This is a genomic window from Mesorhizobium sp. M7D.F.Ca.US.005.01.1.1 (genome assembly GCF_003952545.1).
Lineage (GTDB): Bacteria > Pseudomonadota > Alphaproteobacteria > Rhizobiales > Rhizobiaceae > Mesorhizobium > Mesorhizobium loti.
Genome location: NZ_CP034453.1, coordinates 6,314,560 through 6,330,844 on the forward strand (window position 1 = coordinate 6,314,560; position 16,285 = coordinate 6,330,844).

The window sequence follows — 16,285 nt, forward strand, 5'->3', positions numbered from 1 at the left end:
CATAAGGACGCGATATCGGGGTGGCTTCTTGCCTTATAATAGCCTCGCTGCGTCTGCTTCTTTTCGGGAAACCGGTAGACGGAGGGATTGTTTTACCAACCGGAGTGCCGATGGCCGCCTGGAAACAGATACTTGTCGCGCTGGTGGTGCTGGTTGTGGCGGCAGCCGCCTGGCTGCGCTTTTATCCAGGCGCGCCGGATGTGCTGGTACACTGGGGAATAGACTGGGTTTATGCGGCAGCGCCCCCGGCTGAGACCGGCGCCGCCAATGCCAAGCAGGCAAACGGCCGCAATGGCGGCAACCAGCGGGTGAACGTGGTCGCCCTGGCGGCCACTTCGGCTGTTATCAACGACCGCCTGCAGGCGATCGGCACCGGCCGTGCCAACGCCTCGGTGACCGTCAATCCCTACAGTTCCGGCCGCCTCGCCGAACTGCTGGTCGAATCCGGCAGCCATGTCGACAAGGGGCAGATCCTCGCCACCCTCGATTCCGAGACCGAAGTGATCTCTCAGGATCGGGCCAAGCTCGCCTTGCAGGATGCGCAATCCAAGCTCGACCGCGTCAAGTCGCTGCGTGCCTCCAACGCCGCGACACCGGTCGCGGTTGCCGACGCCGAAGTGGTGTTGGCGGGCGCCAAGCTGGCGCTTCAGGATGCCGAACTTGCACTGCAGCGCCGGTCAATTCTGGCGCCGATCGCCGGCACCGTCGGCATCCTGCCGATCTCCGCCGGCAACTATGTCACCAACCAGTCGGCGATCGCCACGCTTGACGATCGCTCTAGCATTCTGGTCGATTTCCTGGTGCCGGAGCGTTTCGCCGCCGCCGTCAAGGTTGGCGCGCAATTGACGGCGACGCCGATCGCCAACCCCAGCAATGCCTATACCGGCACGGTTTCGGCCATCGACAACCACATCGATGAAAAGAGCCGCACCCTTCTGGTCAAGGCCAAGATCGCCAATCCGGCCGATTCGCTGCGCGCCGGCATGTCGTTCGGCATCACGATGAAATTCCCGGGACAAACCTATCCGGCCGTCAGCCCGCTGGCGATCCTGTGGGGTTCGGACGGCGCCTATGTCTGGCAGATCGAGAATGGCAAGGCGAGGCGAGTCCCGGTGCGCATCATCCAGCGCAACACCGAGACGGTGCTGATCGACGCCGAGATCGACAGCGGCGACATGGTGGTCACCGAAGGCACCCAGAGCGTCAGCGAGGGCGGCGCGGTCCGCCTCGCAGGCGAAGAGCAGAGCGCCGCGGGCGCGGCCAAAGGCTCATGACCGGAACCATCAACGCCGCCAGCGATACCGGCTTCACCGCGCTGTTCATCCGCAGGCCGGTGATGGCCTTCGTGCTGAACACCCTCATTGCCGTTGCCGGCCTCGCCGCCTTCTACGGCGTCGAAATCCGCGAACTGCCTGACGTCGATCGTGCGGTCGTCACTGTTTCCACCGCCTTCGAAGGAGCGGCTGCCGAAACCGTCGACCGCGAACTGACCGACACGATCGAGGGCGCCGTCGCCCGGGTCTCCGGCGTCAAGTCGATTTCGTCTTCTTCTTCATTCGGCTCGAGCCGAGTCACCATCGAGTTCAACGATGGTGTCGACCTCAATGTCGCCGCCTCGGACGTGCGTGATGCCGTCGGCCGCGTCGCCAACCAGATGCCGGACACCGCCGATCCGCCGCGCATCGTCAAGGCCGATGCCAATTCCGACGCAGTGATGCGATTGGCAGTGACCGCCGACAACATGTCGATCCAGGACATGACCGTGGTGGTACAGGACCAGATCGAGGACGAGCTGGCCGCCGTGCCTGGCGTTGCCGACGTCCAGGTCTACGGCGACCGCGACAAGATCTTCCGCATCGATGTCGACCAGAACAAGCTGGCCAGCCTTGGTTTTACGGTTGCCGATCTCAGGGCGGCGCTTGCCTCTGTTGCCTTCGATTCACCGGCCGGTTCGATCACCACGACCAATCAGGATCTGATCGTTCGCACGACCGCCGACGTGACCACACCGGAAGAATTCGAAAACATCATCGTCGGCGGCACGACGCGGATCCGCGACGTCGCCACCGTCACGCTCGGCCCCGATGTCGGCCAGACCACGCTGCGTTCGGATGGCAAGACCGGCATTGGCATCGGCATCATCCGCCAGGCGGAATCGAACACGCTGGACATCTCGACCGGTGTCCAGGCCGCCGTCGCCAAGTTGCAGGAAAACCTGCCCAAGGGCATGTCGATCAAGATCACCAGCGACGACGCCGTCTTCGTCAAGGGTGCGGTGCACGAGGTCGAGATCGCGCTTGGCCTGTCCGTGACCATGGTGCTGATCGTCATCTATGTGTTTCTGCTCGACTGGCGCGCGACGCTGATCCCCGGCCTGTCGATGCCGGTCGCCATGATCGGCACCATCGCCGCCATCTATCTGGCCGGCTTCTCGGTCAACATCCTGACCCTGCTCGCTCTGGTGCTGGCGACGGGACTGGTTGTCGACGATGCCATCGTTGTGCTCGAAAACATCGTGCGACGACGCAACGAAGGCATGGGACCACGCGCGGCCGCCGTGCTCGGCGCCCAGGAGGTATTCTTCGCCGTCATTGCCACCACGCTCACGCTGGTCGCCGTCTTCGTGCCGATCTCGTTCCTGCCCGGCCAGACCGGCGGGCTGTTCCGCGAATTCGGCTTCGTGCTTGCCATGTCGGTGCTTTTGTCCTGCGTGGTGGCACTCACACTTTGTCCGATGCTCGCTTCGCGCATGCTGACCAGCGCATCGCTCCACCACGAAGGCGGCCACGGCATCGGCGCCCGCATCGGCGGCGCGCTGAATGCAGCCTACAGACGCGGCCTGCACGCTTGCCTCGATGCGCCGTGGATCGTGCTCCTAGTCGCGGTGCTGTTTGCCGGCACCGCCTTCACGCTGTTCGGCACCATCCGCCAGGAACTGACGCCGACCGAGGACCGCGCCGCCGTGCTGTTGCGCATCAGCGCCCCGCAAGGCGTCAGCCTCGACTACACCACCCAGCAGATGCAGAAGATCGAGAAGCTGATCCAGCCGATGCGCGATTCCGGCGAAATCCGCAGCACCTTCGAGAACGCCGGCCAGAACGGTTCCTACAACTCCGGCTTCATGGTGATGACGCTGGCGCCGTGGAACGAGCGCAGCCGCAGCCAGCAGGAGATCATGGCCGAGATCAGCCGGCTGACCAGGCAGGTGCCGAGCGTGCGCATCTTCCCGGTGCAGCCCAACAGCCTCGGTATCCGCGGTGCCGGCAACGGCCTGCAATTCGCGCTGGTCGGCAACGACCGCAAGGCGCTCGGCGACGCGGCGGTGAAGATCATCGCCGAGATGCAGAAGGACCCGCGCTTCCAGACCCCGCGCCTGTCCATCGACCCGACGCAGCCGCAGCTGGCGGTGGCCATCGACCGCGAGCGCGCCTCCGACCTCGGCATCGACATCACCGGGCTGGCCAACACCTTGCAGGCCATGCTCGACGGCAACGACGTCGTCGACGTCTACATCGCCGACCGCAGCTATGGCGTGAAGCTTGTCTCGACCACCAATCCGATCAACGACCCGACCGATCTGGAAAACATCTTCTTGAAAACGGCCGATGGCCGCTTCGTGCCGATGTCGACCATCGCCACGCTGACCGAACGTGCCGTGCCGCCATCGCTGTCGCGCGAACAGCAACAACCGTCGGTGGCCATCACATCCAACCTCAACGGCGACTTCGCGCTCGGCGATGCGCTGACCCGTGCCGAAGAAATCGCCACACCGCTGCTGCCTGCGGGCAGCCGCATCCTGCCATTGGCCGAGGCAGCGACGCTGGGCGAGACCAACAGCGCCATGATCACCATCTTCGGCTTCGCGCTGGTCATCATTCTATTGGTGCTGGCCGCCCAGTTCGAAAGCTTCGTCAGCGCAGTCATCATCATGGCGACGGTGCCGCTTGGCCTCGCCTGCGCGATCTTTGCGCTGCTCCTCAGCGGCACCAGTCTCAACGCCTACAGCCAGATCGGCCTGGTGCTGCTGGTCGGCGTCATGGCCAAGAACGGCATCCTCATCGTCGAATTCGCCAACCAGCTGCGCGATCGCGGGCTTGGCGTGCGCGAAGCGATCGAGCAGGCCTCGATCATCCGCGTGCGGCCGGTAATGATGACGATGATCTGCACCGTGCTCGGCGGCTTGCCACTGGTTCTGGCGAGCGGCGCCGGTGCCGAGGCGCGCGTCGCACTTGGCTGGGTCATCGTTGGCGGATTGGGGCTGGCCACCGTCTCGACGCTGTTCCTGACGCCGGTCGCCTATCTCCTGCTTGGCCGCTTCGTCACGCCGAAAACCCATGAGGAAGCGCGGCTGAAGCGCGAGCTCGAGGAAGCCGCCTACACCAATGTAGAGCCCGCGGAATAGAGACATTCCAGGAAAGTGTGTGGCGGTTTTCCGCCGCTACTTCAGCAATCGGCCTTCGATCGACCAGCGCGCGGCGAGGAAATTCAGCACCGCCGCCACCACGACACCGCCGATCTTTGCCGGCCACACCCCGGCGATGCCGGCGAACAGCGCGATCGAAAGGCTGGAGACGCCGAGCGAAATCAGCCCCCCAAGCGAGGCGAAGCGAAGGAACGCGTCATGCAGCCGGATGGCTCGATTGCGCTCGAACGACCAGAAGCCATTCGCCGCGAACGAGAAGGTGACGGCGATGAACCAGGCAGCGATGTTGGCGGGCAGCGGCGAAACCCCGAGCTTGAGCAGTAGGAAGAAGCTGGCAAGGTCGATGGCTGTGTTGGCAAGCCCGACAATGGCAAAGCGGACGATCTTGTTGCCGGTCGAACGCGGGGGCCGCTCGGCGTCGCTCATCCCTTGCCATCCATGATTGTGACATCGGCGCGGGCCAGGCTGGCGCCGAACGCGTCCGATGCCAGAACCGCGAATTCGACCTCGCGCACGCTTTGCATCGTGTCGCGCGCGCGCAGCGTCTCGTCGACATGGCCGGGGTGGCACATGAACAGCCCGCGTTCCGGCAATGCCTCGACTGCGGCCTGCAGCACGGAAGCGAAATTTTCGGGTTGCCGCCAGTCATAGATGCCGGTGAGCGGCTCGAAAAGGGTGAAGCCGGCGCGCCGCATCGACCGGTTGAAGCCGGCGGCGAGCGCAGCAATAGCAGCTACTTTCGGCACCGAGGCGAATTGGCCCGCCAGTGCCGGGGCGCCGCGCAGCGCCGGCCTGTCGCTTCCTTCGCCAAGGCGCGCGCGCAGCCATGTGCGCACGACGGGAAGGAAATGCACATGCTGATGCCCGTCGACGAAATCGGGGCGGCGCCCGAGCGCCTCGACGAAGCGGCTGTACTGGGCTTCGAGCTCGGCATGGACATCGCGATCGTCGATGCGGCCGCGCAGAACAGGCAAGGCCAGCGCGCGGAGCGGCGGCAGCCGACCTTCCGGCGCCAGGCTCGACCGGCCGGTGACCGCCGGCTGGTCGGTCAACGTGAGATGCAGCCCGACCGCGACACGGCCGCACAGAGGTTTGATGCGCGCCGCCTCTCCCGCCCACTCCGGAAAGCCGGTCATGCAGCTGGTGCCGGTCAGGCGGCCGCGATCGAGCAGGTCGAGAATCCCGGCGGAAACGCCGGACGCCAGGCCATAGTCGTCGGCGATCAGGCGGATACGCCGCGTCATCTGTCGGAAGCGCCCGGCTCCGGCCTGTCGGCGGAGACCTCGCTGCGCACGACATCGCGCACGAGATAGACCGGTCGATCCTTGCTCTCGCTGAGCGTGACCCAGACATATTCGCCGATCAGGCCAAGCAGGGTTAGGTTGAGGCCGCCGAGCAGGACGACGGCGACCAGCAGGCTGGGGTAGCCCGGAACGGCAATTCCGTAGAAGATCACCTCGAAGAACACCTTGGCGCCGTAGATCCCGCCGGCCAACGCCGCGAGCAGCCCGCTAAGGCTGATCAGGCGCAGCGGAATGACGGAAAACGAGGTGAAACCCTCCAGCGAGAAGGCGATCAGGTTAAGCCGGCTCCACTTCGACGTGCCGCTGGCACGGCCTTCCGGTGAATAGGGCAACGCCTTCTGGCGAAAGCCCGCCCAGGCGAACAGGCCCTTGTTGAAGCGCCGCTTGTCACGCAGGCTGGTCAGCGCGCGCGCGACAGCGCCGCGCATGACGCGAAAGTCGCCGGCATTTTCGGGAATGTCGAAACGCTGGCTCGAGTTGATGAGGCTGTAGAAAAGCCGGGCCAGTTGGCTGCGCCGCCAGCTCGCCTCGCGACGGTCGTTCTGCGCATAGACGACGTCGATGTCCGGATGGCCCACCAGCTCGGCGATAAGCTTCAGGCTGATGTCCAGGGAATGCTGGAGGTCGGCGTCCATGATCAGCACCATGTCGCCGCGCGACTGGTCGAGGCCGGCGAGTACAGCGACTTCCTTGCCGAAATTACGGCTGAGGCGCACGATCTCCCACGACCCAGTCAGTGCCTGCGAGAACCGTCCGGCGCCGTCGTCACGGCTGCCGTCGTCGACCAGTATCTTGTGCACCGTCATGCCGAAGCGCGGTGTCACGGCCGCTTCGAGCTCGCCGAGCAGGCGCGCGAAGGCCGATGCCGATGGCGCCTCGTTGAAGAACGGCGCGACGATGTCGAGTGTCGGCCGCAAATCAGCCATTAGCGATCCCCGCATTCACCACCTTGTCCCTTGCCTTGGCCCAGAACCACCAGATCAGCGAACCGGCAATGAGAGTGACCGCGATAGGCCGGAACCAGGGGAAGAGGAAATCGTGCACATGGCGCTCGACGCCGCTCAGCCCGGTCAGGAACAACACCGTGGACAGCACTGAGGCGAGAGCGCCCCCTCGTTCTTCGCGCCACAACAGCGCGATGGCGAGACCGGCGGGTACGGCGATCATCGCATAGGTGTTGGGCTCGACGCGCGGGTTGAAGACGCACATGTAGAAAGTGGCCGTCAGGAAGATCGCCAGCCCCGCCGGTCCGCGTTCGAGCTTGCGGTCGAACCAGATGACCGCCGAGAGCGTAAATAGGGCCATGATGATGCGCACGATCGTGGCACCGAATTCCGGAATCGGCAGCCCCATTCTGGTGAATGGCGCCGTGAAATCGGTGGGCACGAAATGGCTGGTGTTGTCGACGGCCATAGAGGTCAGCATCTGGGCGAAGACACGATACTGATCGTTGAGATAGGCGGCGGGAGCGAAAGCGTAAGGCAGCGCCAGCACGAACAGCACCGCCAGCACCAGCACCGGTATCAACCGGAGCCGAAGGGCTCCTACCAACAACACCATTATGATCGCGGTCGGCTTGGCGATGATGGCAAGCGAGGCCCAGAAGAACGTCTCCGCCCGCCGCCCTTCCAGCGCCGACAATGTGAGAAGCCAACAGGCGCCGGTCAAAAGGATCGTTGCCTGCCCGTTGCGGATCGCCCCCGCCGCCATCGGCAAAGCGAGGAAAAGGCCGAAAGAAAGCAGCCACATCAATTCGCCGCCGCCAAGCTTGCGCACCTGCCGCATCGCGGCGTAGGTCAGCACCGCGAAGCCAAGGGTGTGCCACACCACGCCGCCCAGATGCGGACCGAGTTTGACGATTGGAATATAGAGCGCTGCAAAGGCCGGCGCGTACAGATACCCCATCTCGGATTGGGTGTCGTAGAGGGGCAGACCGGCCAGAAGCGCCTCGCTGCCGCCTATATAGGCCTTCCATACCGTCCGTGTGTGGGGCGACCACAGAACCAAGACAAGAACGACTAGAAACGCTCCGATCCACAGGCCAAAACCCAAACGGTCAAAAACCGGCTTGGAAATCGTCATCAAGGCACCCCACACCACCCCGGAACAAGTTCAGTCCAACCCTGTCCCGGCAATCGATGGCGGCGGCATATCACGGACAAAGCGGCGTGGCATAGGGGGCTTGATGAACGCAAAAGGCCACACCTCATTCGCCGCGAACGCCAGATTCCACCTTCGCGATCGCCGCCGCGAGGCAGACGACCCGATCAATCGCCGGTGAATTCAGGCAGACGAAAATAGGGGTTGCGTGGATCATAGGGATATTTTGGCTCGCCTTCGCCCACTGAAACAGCGCCGGCGATCAGCACCCCTTTCGGACCAAATTGATAGTCGATGCCGGCACAAAGGTAGGCGAGATCCTGATAGTTGAACCTGCGCAGCGCACTACCACCCTCGAATGCGGCCGCTTTGAGTTGCTCAGGCGTCAGCGGGCCGATCATCCTGTCGCGATAGGCTTTGATCTTGGCCTTGTTGAGTCTAGAGGACTGACATGCGGCGCCGGTGACCCGCGCCAGCATGATGTTCCTGACCGCGGTCCCGGCAGGATCATCCAGAGGGGTGGAATATTTCTTGAGAAAGTAATTCGTATTCGGATCGTTCGTCATCGCCTTGCGCCAAAACGGCGGGAACTTTTCGGCGGCTTGTGCACCAATGGTACAGGCCATCGACATCAGCACGATCGGGACAAACCACCATTTTCTCACAAGCAGCCCCTTTTTTGCAGATACCGGACTTCCTCTCGCCCAGCCATTCTCGTTCAAGGCCGGATGAACACCTTGCCGTTGGGCTTGGCCAGTTCGGCCGGCAGCCGCGCCATGGCTTCGGCAAGCGGCACCACCGCTGTCACGTCGGTCGACCAGCGCCCGTCGGAGAACCGCTTTTGCGCTTCCAGGATCGCCGGGCCACGGCGATCGCGGAACTGGCGCATCCACTCGCTCAGCCAAAAACCTTCGATATGCTTGTGCTGGAAGATCAGTTGGCCGGGCTCGCGGATAACAGTGGCTTCGGGATCGAGCCGCCCGTAGATGATCCAGCGCGAACGCTTGGGCATGGCGTCGAAGATGGCGGAGGCCAACGGCCCGGTCACCGCGTCAAGGAAGATGCGCGGCTGTTCGGTCTTCATCACCTCGCGCAAAGCCGTCTTGAAATCCGGCGCCTTTTCGTTGAGGACGTGCGCCGCGCCAAGCGCTTTCAACGTCGCGATCTGATCGTCGCGGCGCACGGTGACGATTGGCTGGAACCCCTCTTCCCTGGCCAGGCCGATGATCAGCTTGCAGAGCTGGCTGGCGCCCGCGGTCATGACGAAAGCCTTTTCGCCTTCCTGTTTGACGATGTCGAACATCGCGAGCGCGGTGAGCGGGTTGACGATCATCGCCGCGCCATCCTCGTCGCGGACCGTGTCGAGCAACGGGATGCAGGCAGCAGCCTCGGCGACGGCATAGTCGGCCCATGAGCCCCAGTTGCTGACGCCGGTGGCAAAAGCAACGCGCTTGCCGATCAGGCTTTTGGGATAGGGCTCGTCACCGCTGGCGACGACGGTGCCGACACCCTCGAAACCGGCCGGCTGGCCCTTGGCGCGCGGCTGGCCGTACTGGCCCTTGATGAAGGCGATATCGGACGGGTTGATCGAGGCGAGGCTGACCTTGATCAGCACCTGCGTCGGCCCGGGTGTCGGCACCGCGATGTTGCCCGGCTCGAGATAGGGCTCCATCGCCTCCAGCACACTGCCGCTCGGCGTCCTGGTGTAGCCATCGCCGACCAGCAACAGCGCCTTCATTTCGGAGGGGACGGTCATTGGAACACTCCTTGCTTGGACCTGTCGGCATCGCCTGATGACGATGCCGGCGCTCAGACCTTTTCCTGCGTATATTTTTTCAGCTCGGTGCGCGCCACCTGCCGGCGATGCACGGCGTCAGGCCCGTCGGCAAGGCGCAATGTGCGCAGATGCGTCCACGACCGCGCCAGCGGCGTGTCCTGGCTGATGCCTTGCGCGCCGAACATCTGCACTGCCTCGTCGGTGACCTTGAGCGCAACGCGGGGTGCGATCACCTTGATCTGGCTGATCCAGGGAGCCGCGGCGCGCGCATCGCCCTGGTCGATCATCCACGCCGCCTTGAGGCAGAGCAGGCGGGCCATCTCGATCTCCATGCGGCATTCGGCGATGATGTCGAAATTGGCGCCGAGCTTTGCCAGGGGCTGACTGAAGGCCTCGCGGCGCACGGAACGCTGGCACAGCATCTCCAGCGCCATCTCGGCCTGGCCAATGGCTCGCATGCAGTGATGGATGCGGCCGGGACCGAGCCGCCCTTGCGCGATCTCGAACCCCCTGCCCTCGCCGAGAATCAGGTTCGACGCCGGTATCCGCACATTGTCGAAGCGAAGGTGCATATGGCCATGCGGCGCATCGTCATCGCCATAGACCTGCATCGCTCGCACCTTGGTCACGCCTTTGGTGTCTGATGGCACCAGGATCATCGAATGACGACGGTGCTGCGGCTCTTCATCGCCGCCGGTCCGGACCATGACGATGTAGATGGCGCAGCGTGGATCGCCGGCCCCTGAGGCCCACCATTTCTCGCCGTTGAGCACATAGTCGTCGCCCTGGCGTTCGCAGCGCATGGCGATGTTCGTGGCGTCGGACGAGGCGACGTCCGGCTCGGTCATCAGATAGGCCGAGCGTATCTTGCCGTCGAGCAGCGGCTCCAGCCATTCTTTCTTGTGGTCGGCCGAGCCGTACCGCTCCAGCACCTCCATATTGCCGGTGTCGGGCGCCGAGCAGTTGAAGGTCTCGGCGCCGAGATGCGCCTTGCCCATCTCCTCGGCCAGATAGGCATATTCGACGGTGGAAAGGCCGTAGCCGCGTTCAGAACCGGTCAGCCAGAAATTCCATAGGCCGCGCTCTCTTGCGGTCTTCTTCAGCCCTTCGAGGATCTCGCTCTGGCGCGCACTATAGACCCAGCGGTCGCCTTCCTTGCCCACTTCGCCCAGAAACTCCTTGTCGAGCGGCATGATTTCGTCGCGCACCATGGCGGCGACGCGCGCGTGGATCGGCTTCAGCCGCTCGGTCATGCCGAGATTCATCTCCGTCATCGGTCGCTAACCCTTCATACACGCCAGGCATTTTGTCAGTGGCAAGGATGACCGTACTTCGGATAGCCTTGTCAACGCGAACTGTTTTGCCCGCATGCCGAGCACTGAGGATTGTGATGAGCTATCTGGACGAGCTGTTTTCGGTGGCCGGCAAAACCGCGCTGGTGACGGGTGCCGCGACCGGTATCGGCCGCATGGCGGCGACCGCGTTGGTGCAGGCCGGCGCCAGTGTGATGATCGCGTCGCGCAAGGGCGATGACTGCATCAAGGTCGCTGCCGAGTTGAACGAACTTGGTGCACCGGGCCGGGCGGAAGGCTTTGCCGGCGATGTCTCCAGCGAAGCCGGCATTGCCGCACTCGTCGCCGAGGTCAAGGCGCGGACCGGGAAACTCAATATTCTCGTCAACAACGCCGGCGTCTCCTGGGGCGCGCCATTGGAGAGCTTTCCCTATTCAGCATGGGCCAAGGTGCTCGGTGTCAACGTCACCGCGGTCTTCCATCTGACGCGCGAATTGCTGCCGCTGCTCGATGCCGCCGCCAGCGACGCCGATCCGGCCAGGGTGATCAACCTCGGTTCGGTGATGGGCACACAGCCGCTGGCCGACGACGCCTACTCCTACACCGCCTCGAAGGCCGCGGTTCATCATCTGACGCGCACACTGGCGCTCGAGTTCGCCGCCCGCCGCATCACCGTCAACGCTTTCGCCCCCGGCCCCTTCCAGAGCCGCATGACGGCGTTTGCCACCGGCACGCAAGAACAGGCCAGACATGTCGGCAGCCATGTTCCGATCGGCCGTATCGGGGCGCCGGATGACATTGCCGGCGCAACGCTCTATTTGTGCAGCCGTGCAGGCAGCTATGTCACCGGAGCCATCCTGCCGATCGACGGCGGACAGTCGGTGCAGCATGGGCTGACGCTGTTCAAGGAATGACATTTTCCGGCCACAGAAGCCGGAGGTGAACTGGAGGACATGAGCGTGGAACCGATCAGTCTCGATGTGCTTCTGGCCAATGTTGGCAAGGAGGTTGGCGTGTCGCCGTGGCGGGTGGTCACGCAACGCATGATCGACCAGTTCGCCGACGCCACCGACGACCACCAGTTCATCCACTGCGACCCGGAGCGGGCGATGCGCGAGACGCCGTTCGGCGGCACCATCGCGCACGGCTTCCTGTCGCTGTCGCTGTTGTCCGCCATGACCTTCGAGACGATGCCGCCACTGGAAAACAGCAAGATGGGCGTCAACCATGGCTTCGATTCGCTGCGCTTCCTGGCGCCGGTGAAGACCGGCGCGCGCATCCGCACCCGTTTCGTGCTGGCCGACGTCAAGGTCAGGCCGTCGGGCTGGGTGCAGACGTCGCATGATGTGACGATCGAGATCGAGGGTTCGAAGAAACCGGCGCTGACCGCGCGCTGGCTGACGCTGACCCTGATCGAACGCCAGCCCGAGACGGCATGAGCGATCCGAACGTTCTCGACCAGGCAGCGCTTGCGCCTTACCTCGAGGCGAACATACCGGGCTTTTCCGGGCTTGCTGCAATCGAAAAATTCAAATCCGGCCAATCGAACCCGACCTATCTCATGACGGCGGCAAGCGGCCGCTACGTGCTGCGCGCCAAGCCGCCGGGGCAGTTGTTGAAATCGGCGCATCAGGTCGACCGCGAATTCAGAGTGATGGGCGCACTTGCCGGCACCGCCGTACCTGTGCCGCAGATGCTGCATCTTTCCGACGAAGCTTCGCCGATCGGCCGCATGTTCTACGTGATGGATTTCCTCGACGGCCGCATTTTCTGGGATCCGGCGCTGCCGGAGGCAGGCGGCAACGAAGAACGCGCCGCCATCTACGATGCCATGAACGACACTCTCGCCGCGCTGCACGATGTCGATGTCGAGGCCGTGGGGCTCGGCGATTTCGGCCGGCCGGGCAATTATTTCGAGCGCCAGCTGGCGCGCTGGACCAGCCAGTACCGCGCCTCGGAAACCGGCACTGTCGCCGACATGGACCGGCTGATCGCCTGGCTGGAAACGCATATGCCCGCAGATGACGGCCGTGTCTCGTTGGTGCATGGCGACTACCGGCTGGACAATCTGATCTTCGCTTCCGATCGGCCCCAGGTTCTGGCGGTGCTCGACTGGGAACTGTCGACGCTTGGCCACCCCTTCGCAGATATCGCCTATCAGTGCATGCAATGGCGGCTGCCGCACGCGTCGGATTTTCGCGGCCTGGGCGGTGTCGACCGTTCCGCACTCGGCCTGCCTTCCGAGGAGGACTACGTCGCCAGCTACTGCCGGCGGCGCGGGCTCACCGGGATCGGCAACTGGACGTTCTTCCTCGCCTTTTCCTTCTTCCGGCTGGCTGCGATCTGCCAGGGCGTCTTCAAGCGGGCGCTGGACGGTAACGCCTCCAATCCGGAAAAAGCCAGGACCTATGGCGAGGCAGTAAAGCTGCTTTCGCATCTTGCCGCCAAACTGATCGACAAGGAGGCGTGATGGGCCGCTTCGACGGAGCAACGGTGCTGATCACGGGTGCTGCCGGCGGGCTCGGCCGAGGTGCGGCGAAAGGCTTTGCCGCTGAAGGCGCAAAGCTGGTGCTATCGGACATCGACGAAAAGGCACTCGCCGATCTTGCAGGCACGCTGCAGGTCGAGACGGCGATCCTCGCCGGCAACATAGCGGACGAAGGCTTGTCGGAGGATCTGGTCAGGCTGGCGGTCGAAAAATTCGGCCGGCTGGACATCGCCGTCAACAATGCCGGCATCGTCCAGAGCTTCGTGCGTCTGCCGCAGGTCGAATCGGACGAGGCCCGCCGCGTCCTGGAGATCGACCTGCTCGGCGTGTTCTATGCCATGAAGCACCAGATTCCGCAGATGGAACGGCAGTTCAAGGCGAACGGCAAGGGCGGCGCCATCGTCAACATCGCCTCGGTCGCCGGGCTGGTCGGCGCGCCAAAACTTTCGGTCTATGCGGCCGCCAAGCATGGCGTCGTCGGGCTGACAAAATCGGCGGCGGCCGAATACGCAACCAAGGGTGTGCGGATCAACGCGATCTGCCCCGCCCACACCAGGACGGCGATGGTGGACGGCTTCGTGCGCGTCTCCGGCGTGCCGGAAGAAGAGGCGTTGGCCGAGCTGACGCGCGGCGTGCCGATGAAGCGGGTGGCCGAAGTCGACGAAATCACCACCGCCATCCTGTTCGCCGCCGACCCCGCAAACTCCTTCATGACCGGCCATGCACTGGCCGTCGACGGCGGCGTCGGCGCGATCTGACACCTGCCGTTTGGGAACTTCCCGCGCCCTTGTTCGTTTTCGTACAGCGTATATAATTTAGCCACGCACCATCCCAACGAAGGCACGAGATCTTGCCGCCGAGCGTCCAGACCCGCCGCGAGAAACAAAAGGCAGAACAGCGCTCCGAGCTGGTCGCAGCCGCCCATAAGCTCGTCCAGGAAGAAGGCTATGAAGGGCTGACCATCCGCAAACTGGCCAAGCGGGTCGGCTATGCCCCGATGTCGGTCTATTCCTATTTCGCCGACAAGCAGGACATCCTGTTCGCGCTCGCCGAGGATGCGTTCGAGACGCTTGCCCGACGCATCGAGGAGCATTCGTCCGACGATCCGATCGAGGCCTTGCAGGCAGTGATGACGGAATATGCCGCCTTCGGGCTTGGCAATCCCAACGAATACCGGACTGTCTTCATGACCGAAAAGACCAAGCTGCCGGAAGGCAGAAGCTACGAGGACATGGAAGAGGGCAACCCGGCGATGAAAGCGCTGATCAGCCGGGTCGAGGCCTGCGTCGCCGCCGGCAAGTTGCAAGGCGATCCGCGCGCCATCGCCACCATGCTTTGGGCGGTCGGCCACGGCACGATCTCGCTGCTCATCACCTTTCCGTTCTACCCCTTCGGCGATCCGCAGGCTTTCGTGAAGCGGATGTGCGATTTCACGCTTGCCACGCTCAGCACGCAAGACGTGCCACCGCTGACTGAGACACCGGTCAACTGCTGAACGCCAGTTCCTTTCGTTTCCATGTTTTCTCTCTACCCCAGCCAAATTGGGGCGAATTTCTTGGTTAACAAAGAATTTACCGTACGCGTACGGTTTCGACTTGAACTTCGCGGCCGGCGGACGTATCTGTACGAAGTATCGTACATGTACGAGAAAAATTCACCCGTTGAAAACGGAGACTGACAATGAAAAAGACCCTTCTCACCCTCGCCGCCGTGCTGGCACTGTCCGGTTCGGCCTTTGCCGCCAACACCACCCACCCTGTCAAGCATGCGCCGACTGCAACCTGCATCGACACCAAGACCAACGTGAAGCTCGATTGCGCTTCGACCGGCTCGGTCGAGAAGAAGGGCGCCACGGAAAACACCGCCGAAGGCAAGGGCCCGCGCCTCGGCATCAGCGTCAACCCGTGGATTGTGCCGAGCGCATTCTGAGGTTTGATTGCATACCCGCCCGGGTTTCCCCGGGCATGGTCTCGCCCCGGCTTCGAGCGGCATACTGGGTTGGTGCGCAACCGACCTTGCCGCTGAAGGCGGTGCTGAAAGCACTTGGCGATTGATAGCCGACATCGGCAGCGATCTGGCTGAGCGGCTTCTGACTGTGCAGCAGTGCGTCTTTGGCCAGCGCCATGCGCCATGACAGCAAATATTCGACCGGTGCCGCCCCGACGACATCGACGAAGCGTCGGGCAAATCGCGAGCGCGACATTCCGGCGGTTTTCGCCAACTCGGCAATCGTCCACGCCCTGCCGACATTCGAATGGATGTGGGTCAGTGCCTTGGCCAATTGCGGATCGGCGAGGCCGCCAAGCAGGCCCTGAGGCTGGGATGCGCGTTGCGCGCCATCGCGACGCAGCGTTTCGATCAGCATCACCTCGATCAACCGTGACAGCACCATGTCCCTGGCCGGCCTGGCAGCATGCGTTTCATCGACGATGATACGCATCAGGCCTGCGAGCCGTTCACCGACATCTTCCGCCGCACGGATATGAGTGAAGCGCGGCAGCAGGCCGAACAGCAGGTCGGCATTGGCCGGATCGCAGATGATCAGGCCGCCAAGTATGCGCGTCGTCGGGCCCTCTGTCCTGCTGCCGACCCGGACTTCGTTGTCGATCGTATTGCGTTCCTTGAACTCGGCGTCGGAGAGAACGAGCTTCGCGCCGATATGGCTGACGAAACACGCGGAACACGGCTGCGCCGCCAGCAGGTAATCCCCCGCGCACAGCCGCACGGCATCGGCATTCTCGGCCTGGAACCAGCATTCACCTTCGGTCACCAGATAGAAGGTGGGATCGGTCTGGTAGGGCGAGCGGATGCCCCACTCACCGGTTGCCGCAAGATTGCCGAGCAGCAGCGTCTTTGGGCGCAACAGGGCGATAATATCGGTCAAAGGGTCCAAATGAGACG

General features: G+C 63.6%; 16 protein-coding genes. 8 read left to right on the forward strand and 8 right to left on the reverse strand.

What is annotated here, in order from left to right:
- Positions 1–110: 110 nt before the first annotated feature.
- Together EJ076_RS30710 and EJ076_RS30715 are read left to right on the forward strand one after the other, a co-directional pair.
- Positions 111–1,274 (forward strand): efflux RND transporter periplasmic adaptor subunit, encoded by a 1,164-nt coding sequence (locus EJ076_RS30710; protein ID WP_126070386.1) that lies wholly within the window; start codon positions 111–113, stop codon positions 1,272–1,274.
- Positions 1,271–4,402 (forward strand): efflux RND transporter permease subunit, encoded by a 3,132-nt coding sequence (locus EJ076_RS30715; protein ID WP_126070387.1) that lies wholly within the window; start codon positions 1,271–1,273, stop codon positions 4,400–4,402. The genes EJ076_RS30710 and EJ076_RS30715 overlap by 4 nt, the downstream gene beginning before the upstream one ends.
- 36 nt (positions 4,403–4,438) lie before the next feature.
- On the opposite strand, the gene EJ076_RS30720 is transcribed toward EJ076_RS30715, so the two are convergent.
- From EJ076_RS30720 to EJ076_RS30750, 7 genes are all read right to left on the reverse strand, one after another.
- Positions 4,439–4,849, reverse strand: coding sequence for a GtrA family protein (locus tag EJ076_RS30720; RefSeq protein ID WP_109659191.1), 411 nt, complete (start codon positions 4,847–4,849; stop codon positions 4,439–4,441).
- Entirely contained in the window at positions 4,846–5,667 is an 822-nt protein-coding gene (locus EJ076_RS30725; RefSeq protein WP_126070388.1) for a ChbG/HpnK family deacetylase, read from the reverse strand. Before EJ076_RS30725 ends, EJ076_RS30720 begins: the two co-directional genes overlap by 4 nt.
- Positions 5,664–6,653: a glycosyltransferase family 2 protein gene (locus EJ076_RS30730; RefSeq protein WP_126070389.1), complete on the reverse strand. Its 990-nt coding sequence runs from the start codon at positions 6,651–6,653 to the stop codon at positions 5,664–5,666. Before EJ076_RS30730 ends, EJ076_RS30725 begins: the two co-directional genes overlap by 4 nt.
- Entirely contained in the window at positions 6,646–7,809 is a 1,164-nt protein-coding gene (locus EJ076_RS30735) for a glycosyltransferase family 87 protein (RefSeq protein WP_126070390.1), read from the reverse strand. Before EJ076_RS30735 ends, EJ076_RS30730 begins: the two co-directional genes overlap by 8 nt.
- Positions 7,810–7,994: 185 nt before the next feature.
- A complete protein-coding gene (locus tag EJ076_RS30740; protein ID WP_164548775.1) occupies positions 7,995–8,549 on the reverse strand; it encodes a hypothetical protein in 555 nt (184 codons plus the stop codon).
- Positions 8,546–9,583: a zinc-binding dehydrogenase gene (locus EJ076_RS30745; protein WP_126070391.1), complete on the reverse strand. Its 1,038-nt coding sequence runs from the start codon at positions 9,581–9,583 to the stop codon at positions 8,546–8,548. The genes EJ076_RS30740 and EJ076_RS30745 overlap by 4 nt, the downstream gene beginning before the upstream one ends.
- Positions 9,584–9,636: 53 nt before the next feature.
- Complete coding sequence (locus EJ076_RS30750; RefSeq protein WP_126070392.1) at positions 9,637–10,878, reverse strand: acyl-CoA dehydrogenase family protein; 1,242 nt, start codon at positions 10,876–10,878, stop codon at positions 9,637–9,639.
- A gap of 116 nt (positions 10,879–10,994) precedes the next feature.
- Here EJ076_RS30750 and EJ076_RS30755 point away from each other — a divergent pair, with 116 nt between their 5' ends.
- From EJ076_RS30755 to EJ076_RS30780, 6 genes are all read left to right on the forward strand, one after another.
- A complete protein-coding gene (locus EJ076_RS30755; RefSeq protein ID WP_126070393.1) occupies positions 10,995–11,810 on the forward strand; it encodes an SDR family oxidoreductase in 816 nt (271 codons plus the stop codon).
- Between the two features lie 39 nt (positions 11,811–11,849).
- Positions 11,850–12,335, forward strand: coding sequence for a MaoC family dehydratase (locus tag EJ076_RS30760; protein WP_281036730.1), 486 nt, complete (start codon positions 11,850–11,852; stop codon positions 12,333–12,335).
- On the forward strand, positions 12,332–13,366 hold the full coding sequence (locus EJ076_RS30765) for a phosphotransferase (protein ID WP_126070395.1): 1,035 nt from the start codon (positions 12,332–12,334) through the stop codon (positions 13,364–13,366). Before EJ076_RS30760 ends, EJ076_RS30765 begins: the two co-directional genes overlap by 4 nt.
- Entirely contained in the window at positions 13,366–14,142 is a 777-nt protein-coding gene (locus EJ076_RS30770) for an SDR family oxidoreductase (protein ID WP_126070396.1), read from the forward strand. Before EJ076_RS30765 ends, EJ076_RS30770 begins: the two co-directional genes overlap by 1 nt.
- A 92-nt stretch (positions 14,143–14,234) precedes the next feature.
- On the forward strand, positions 14,235–14,879 hold the full coding sequence (locus tag EJ076_RS30775; RefSeq protein WP_126070397.1) for a TetR/AcrR family transcriptional regulator: 645 nt from the start codon (positions 14,235–14,237) through the stop codon (positions 14,877–14,879).
- Positions 14,880–15,064: 185 nt separating this feature from the next.
- Positions 15,065–15,313, forward strand: coding sequence for a DUF680 domain-containing protein (locus tag EJ076_RS30780; RefSeq protein ID WP_126070398.1), 249 nt, complete (start codon positions 15,065–15,067; stop codon positions 15,311–15,313).
- Here EJ076_RS30780 and EJ076_RS30785 read toward each other — a convergent pair.
- Complete coding sequence (locus EJ076_RS30785; protein ID WP_245462919.1) at positions 15,282–16,277, reverse strand: AraC family transcriptional regulator; 996 nt, start codon at positions 16,275–16,277, stop codon at positions 15,282–15,284. The two genes, EJ076_RS30780 and EJ076_RS30785, sit on opposite strands and share 32 nt — an antisense overlap.
- Positions 16,278–16,285: the final 8 nt, after the last annotated feature.

Excerpts from the sequence above, each read along its gene's own strand:
- EJ076_RS30710 (WP_126070386.1), top strand. The coding sequence starts at position 111 with ATGGCCGCCTGGAAACAGATACTTGTCGCGCTGGTGGTGCTGGTTGTG.
- EJ076_RS30715 (WP_126070387.1), top strand. The coding sequence starts at position 1,271 with ATGACCGGAACCATCAACGCCGCCAGCGATACCGGCTTCACCGCGCTG.
- EJ076_RS30720 (WP_109659191.1), bottom strand. The coding sequence starts at position 4,849 with ATGAGCGACGCCGAGCGGCCCCCGCGTTCGACCGGCAACAAGATCGTC.
- EJ076_RS30725 (WP_126070388.1), bottom strand. The coding sequence starts at position 5,667 with ATGACGCGGCGTATCCGCCTGATCGCCGACGACTATGGCCTGGCGTCC.
- EJ076_RS30730 (WP_126070389.1), bottom strand. The coding sequence starts at position 6,653 with ATGGCTGATTTGCGGCCGACACTCGACATCGTCGCGCCGTTCTTCAAC.
- EJ076_RS30735 (WP_126070390.1), bottom strand. The coding sequence starts at position 7,809 with ATGACGATTTCCAAGCCGGTTTTTGACCGTTTGGGTTTTGGCCTGTGG.
- EJ076_RS30745 (WP_126070391.1), bottom strand. The coding sequence starts at position 9,583 with ATGACCGTCCCCTCCGAAATGAAGGCGCTGTTGCTGGTCGGCGATGGC.
- EJ076_RS30750 (WP_126070392.1), bottom strand. The coding sequence starts at position 10,878 with ATGACGGAGATGAATCTCGGCATGACCGAGCGGCTGAAGCCGATCCAC.
- EJ076_RS30755 (WP_126070393.1), top strand. The coding sequence starts at position 10,995 with ATGAGCTATCTGGACGAGCTGTTTTCGGTGGCCGGCAAAACCGCGCTG.
- EJ076_RS30760 (WP_281036730.1), top strand. The coding sequence starts at position 11,850 with ATGAGCGTGGAACCGATCAGTCTCGATGTGCTTCTGGCCAATGTTGGC.
- EJ076_RS30765 (WP_126070395.1), top strand. The coding sequence starts at position 12,332 with ATGAGCGATCCGAACGTTCTCGACCAGGCAGCGCTTGCGCCTTACCTC.
- EJ076_RS30770 (WP_126070396.1), top strand. The coding sequence starts at position 13,366 with ATGGGCCGCTTCGACGGAGCAACGGTGCTGATCACGGGTGCTGCCGGC.
- EJ076_RS30780 (WP_126070398.1), top strand. The coding sequence starts at position 15,065 with ATGAAAAAGACCCTTCTCACCCTCGCCGCCGTGCTGGCACTGTCCGGT.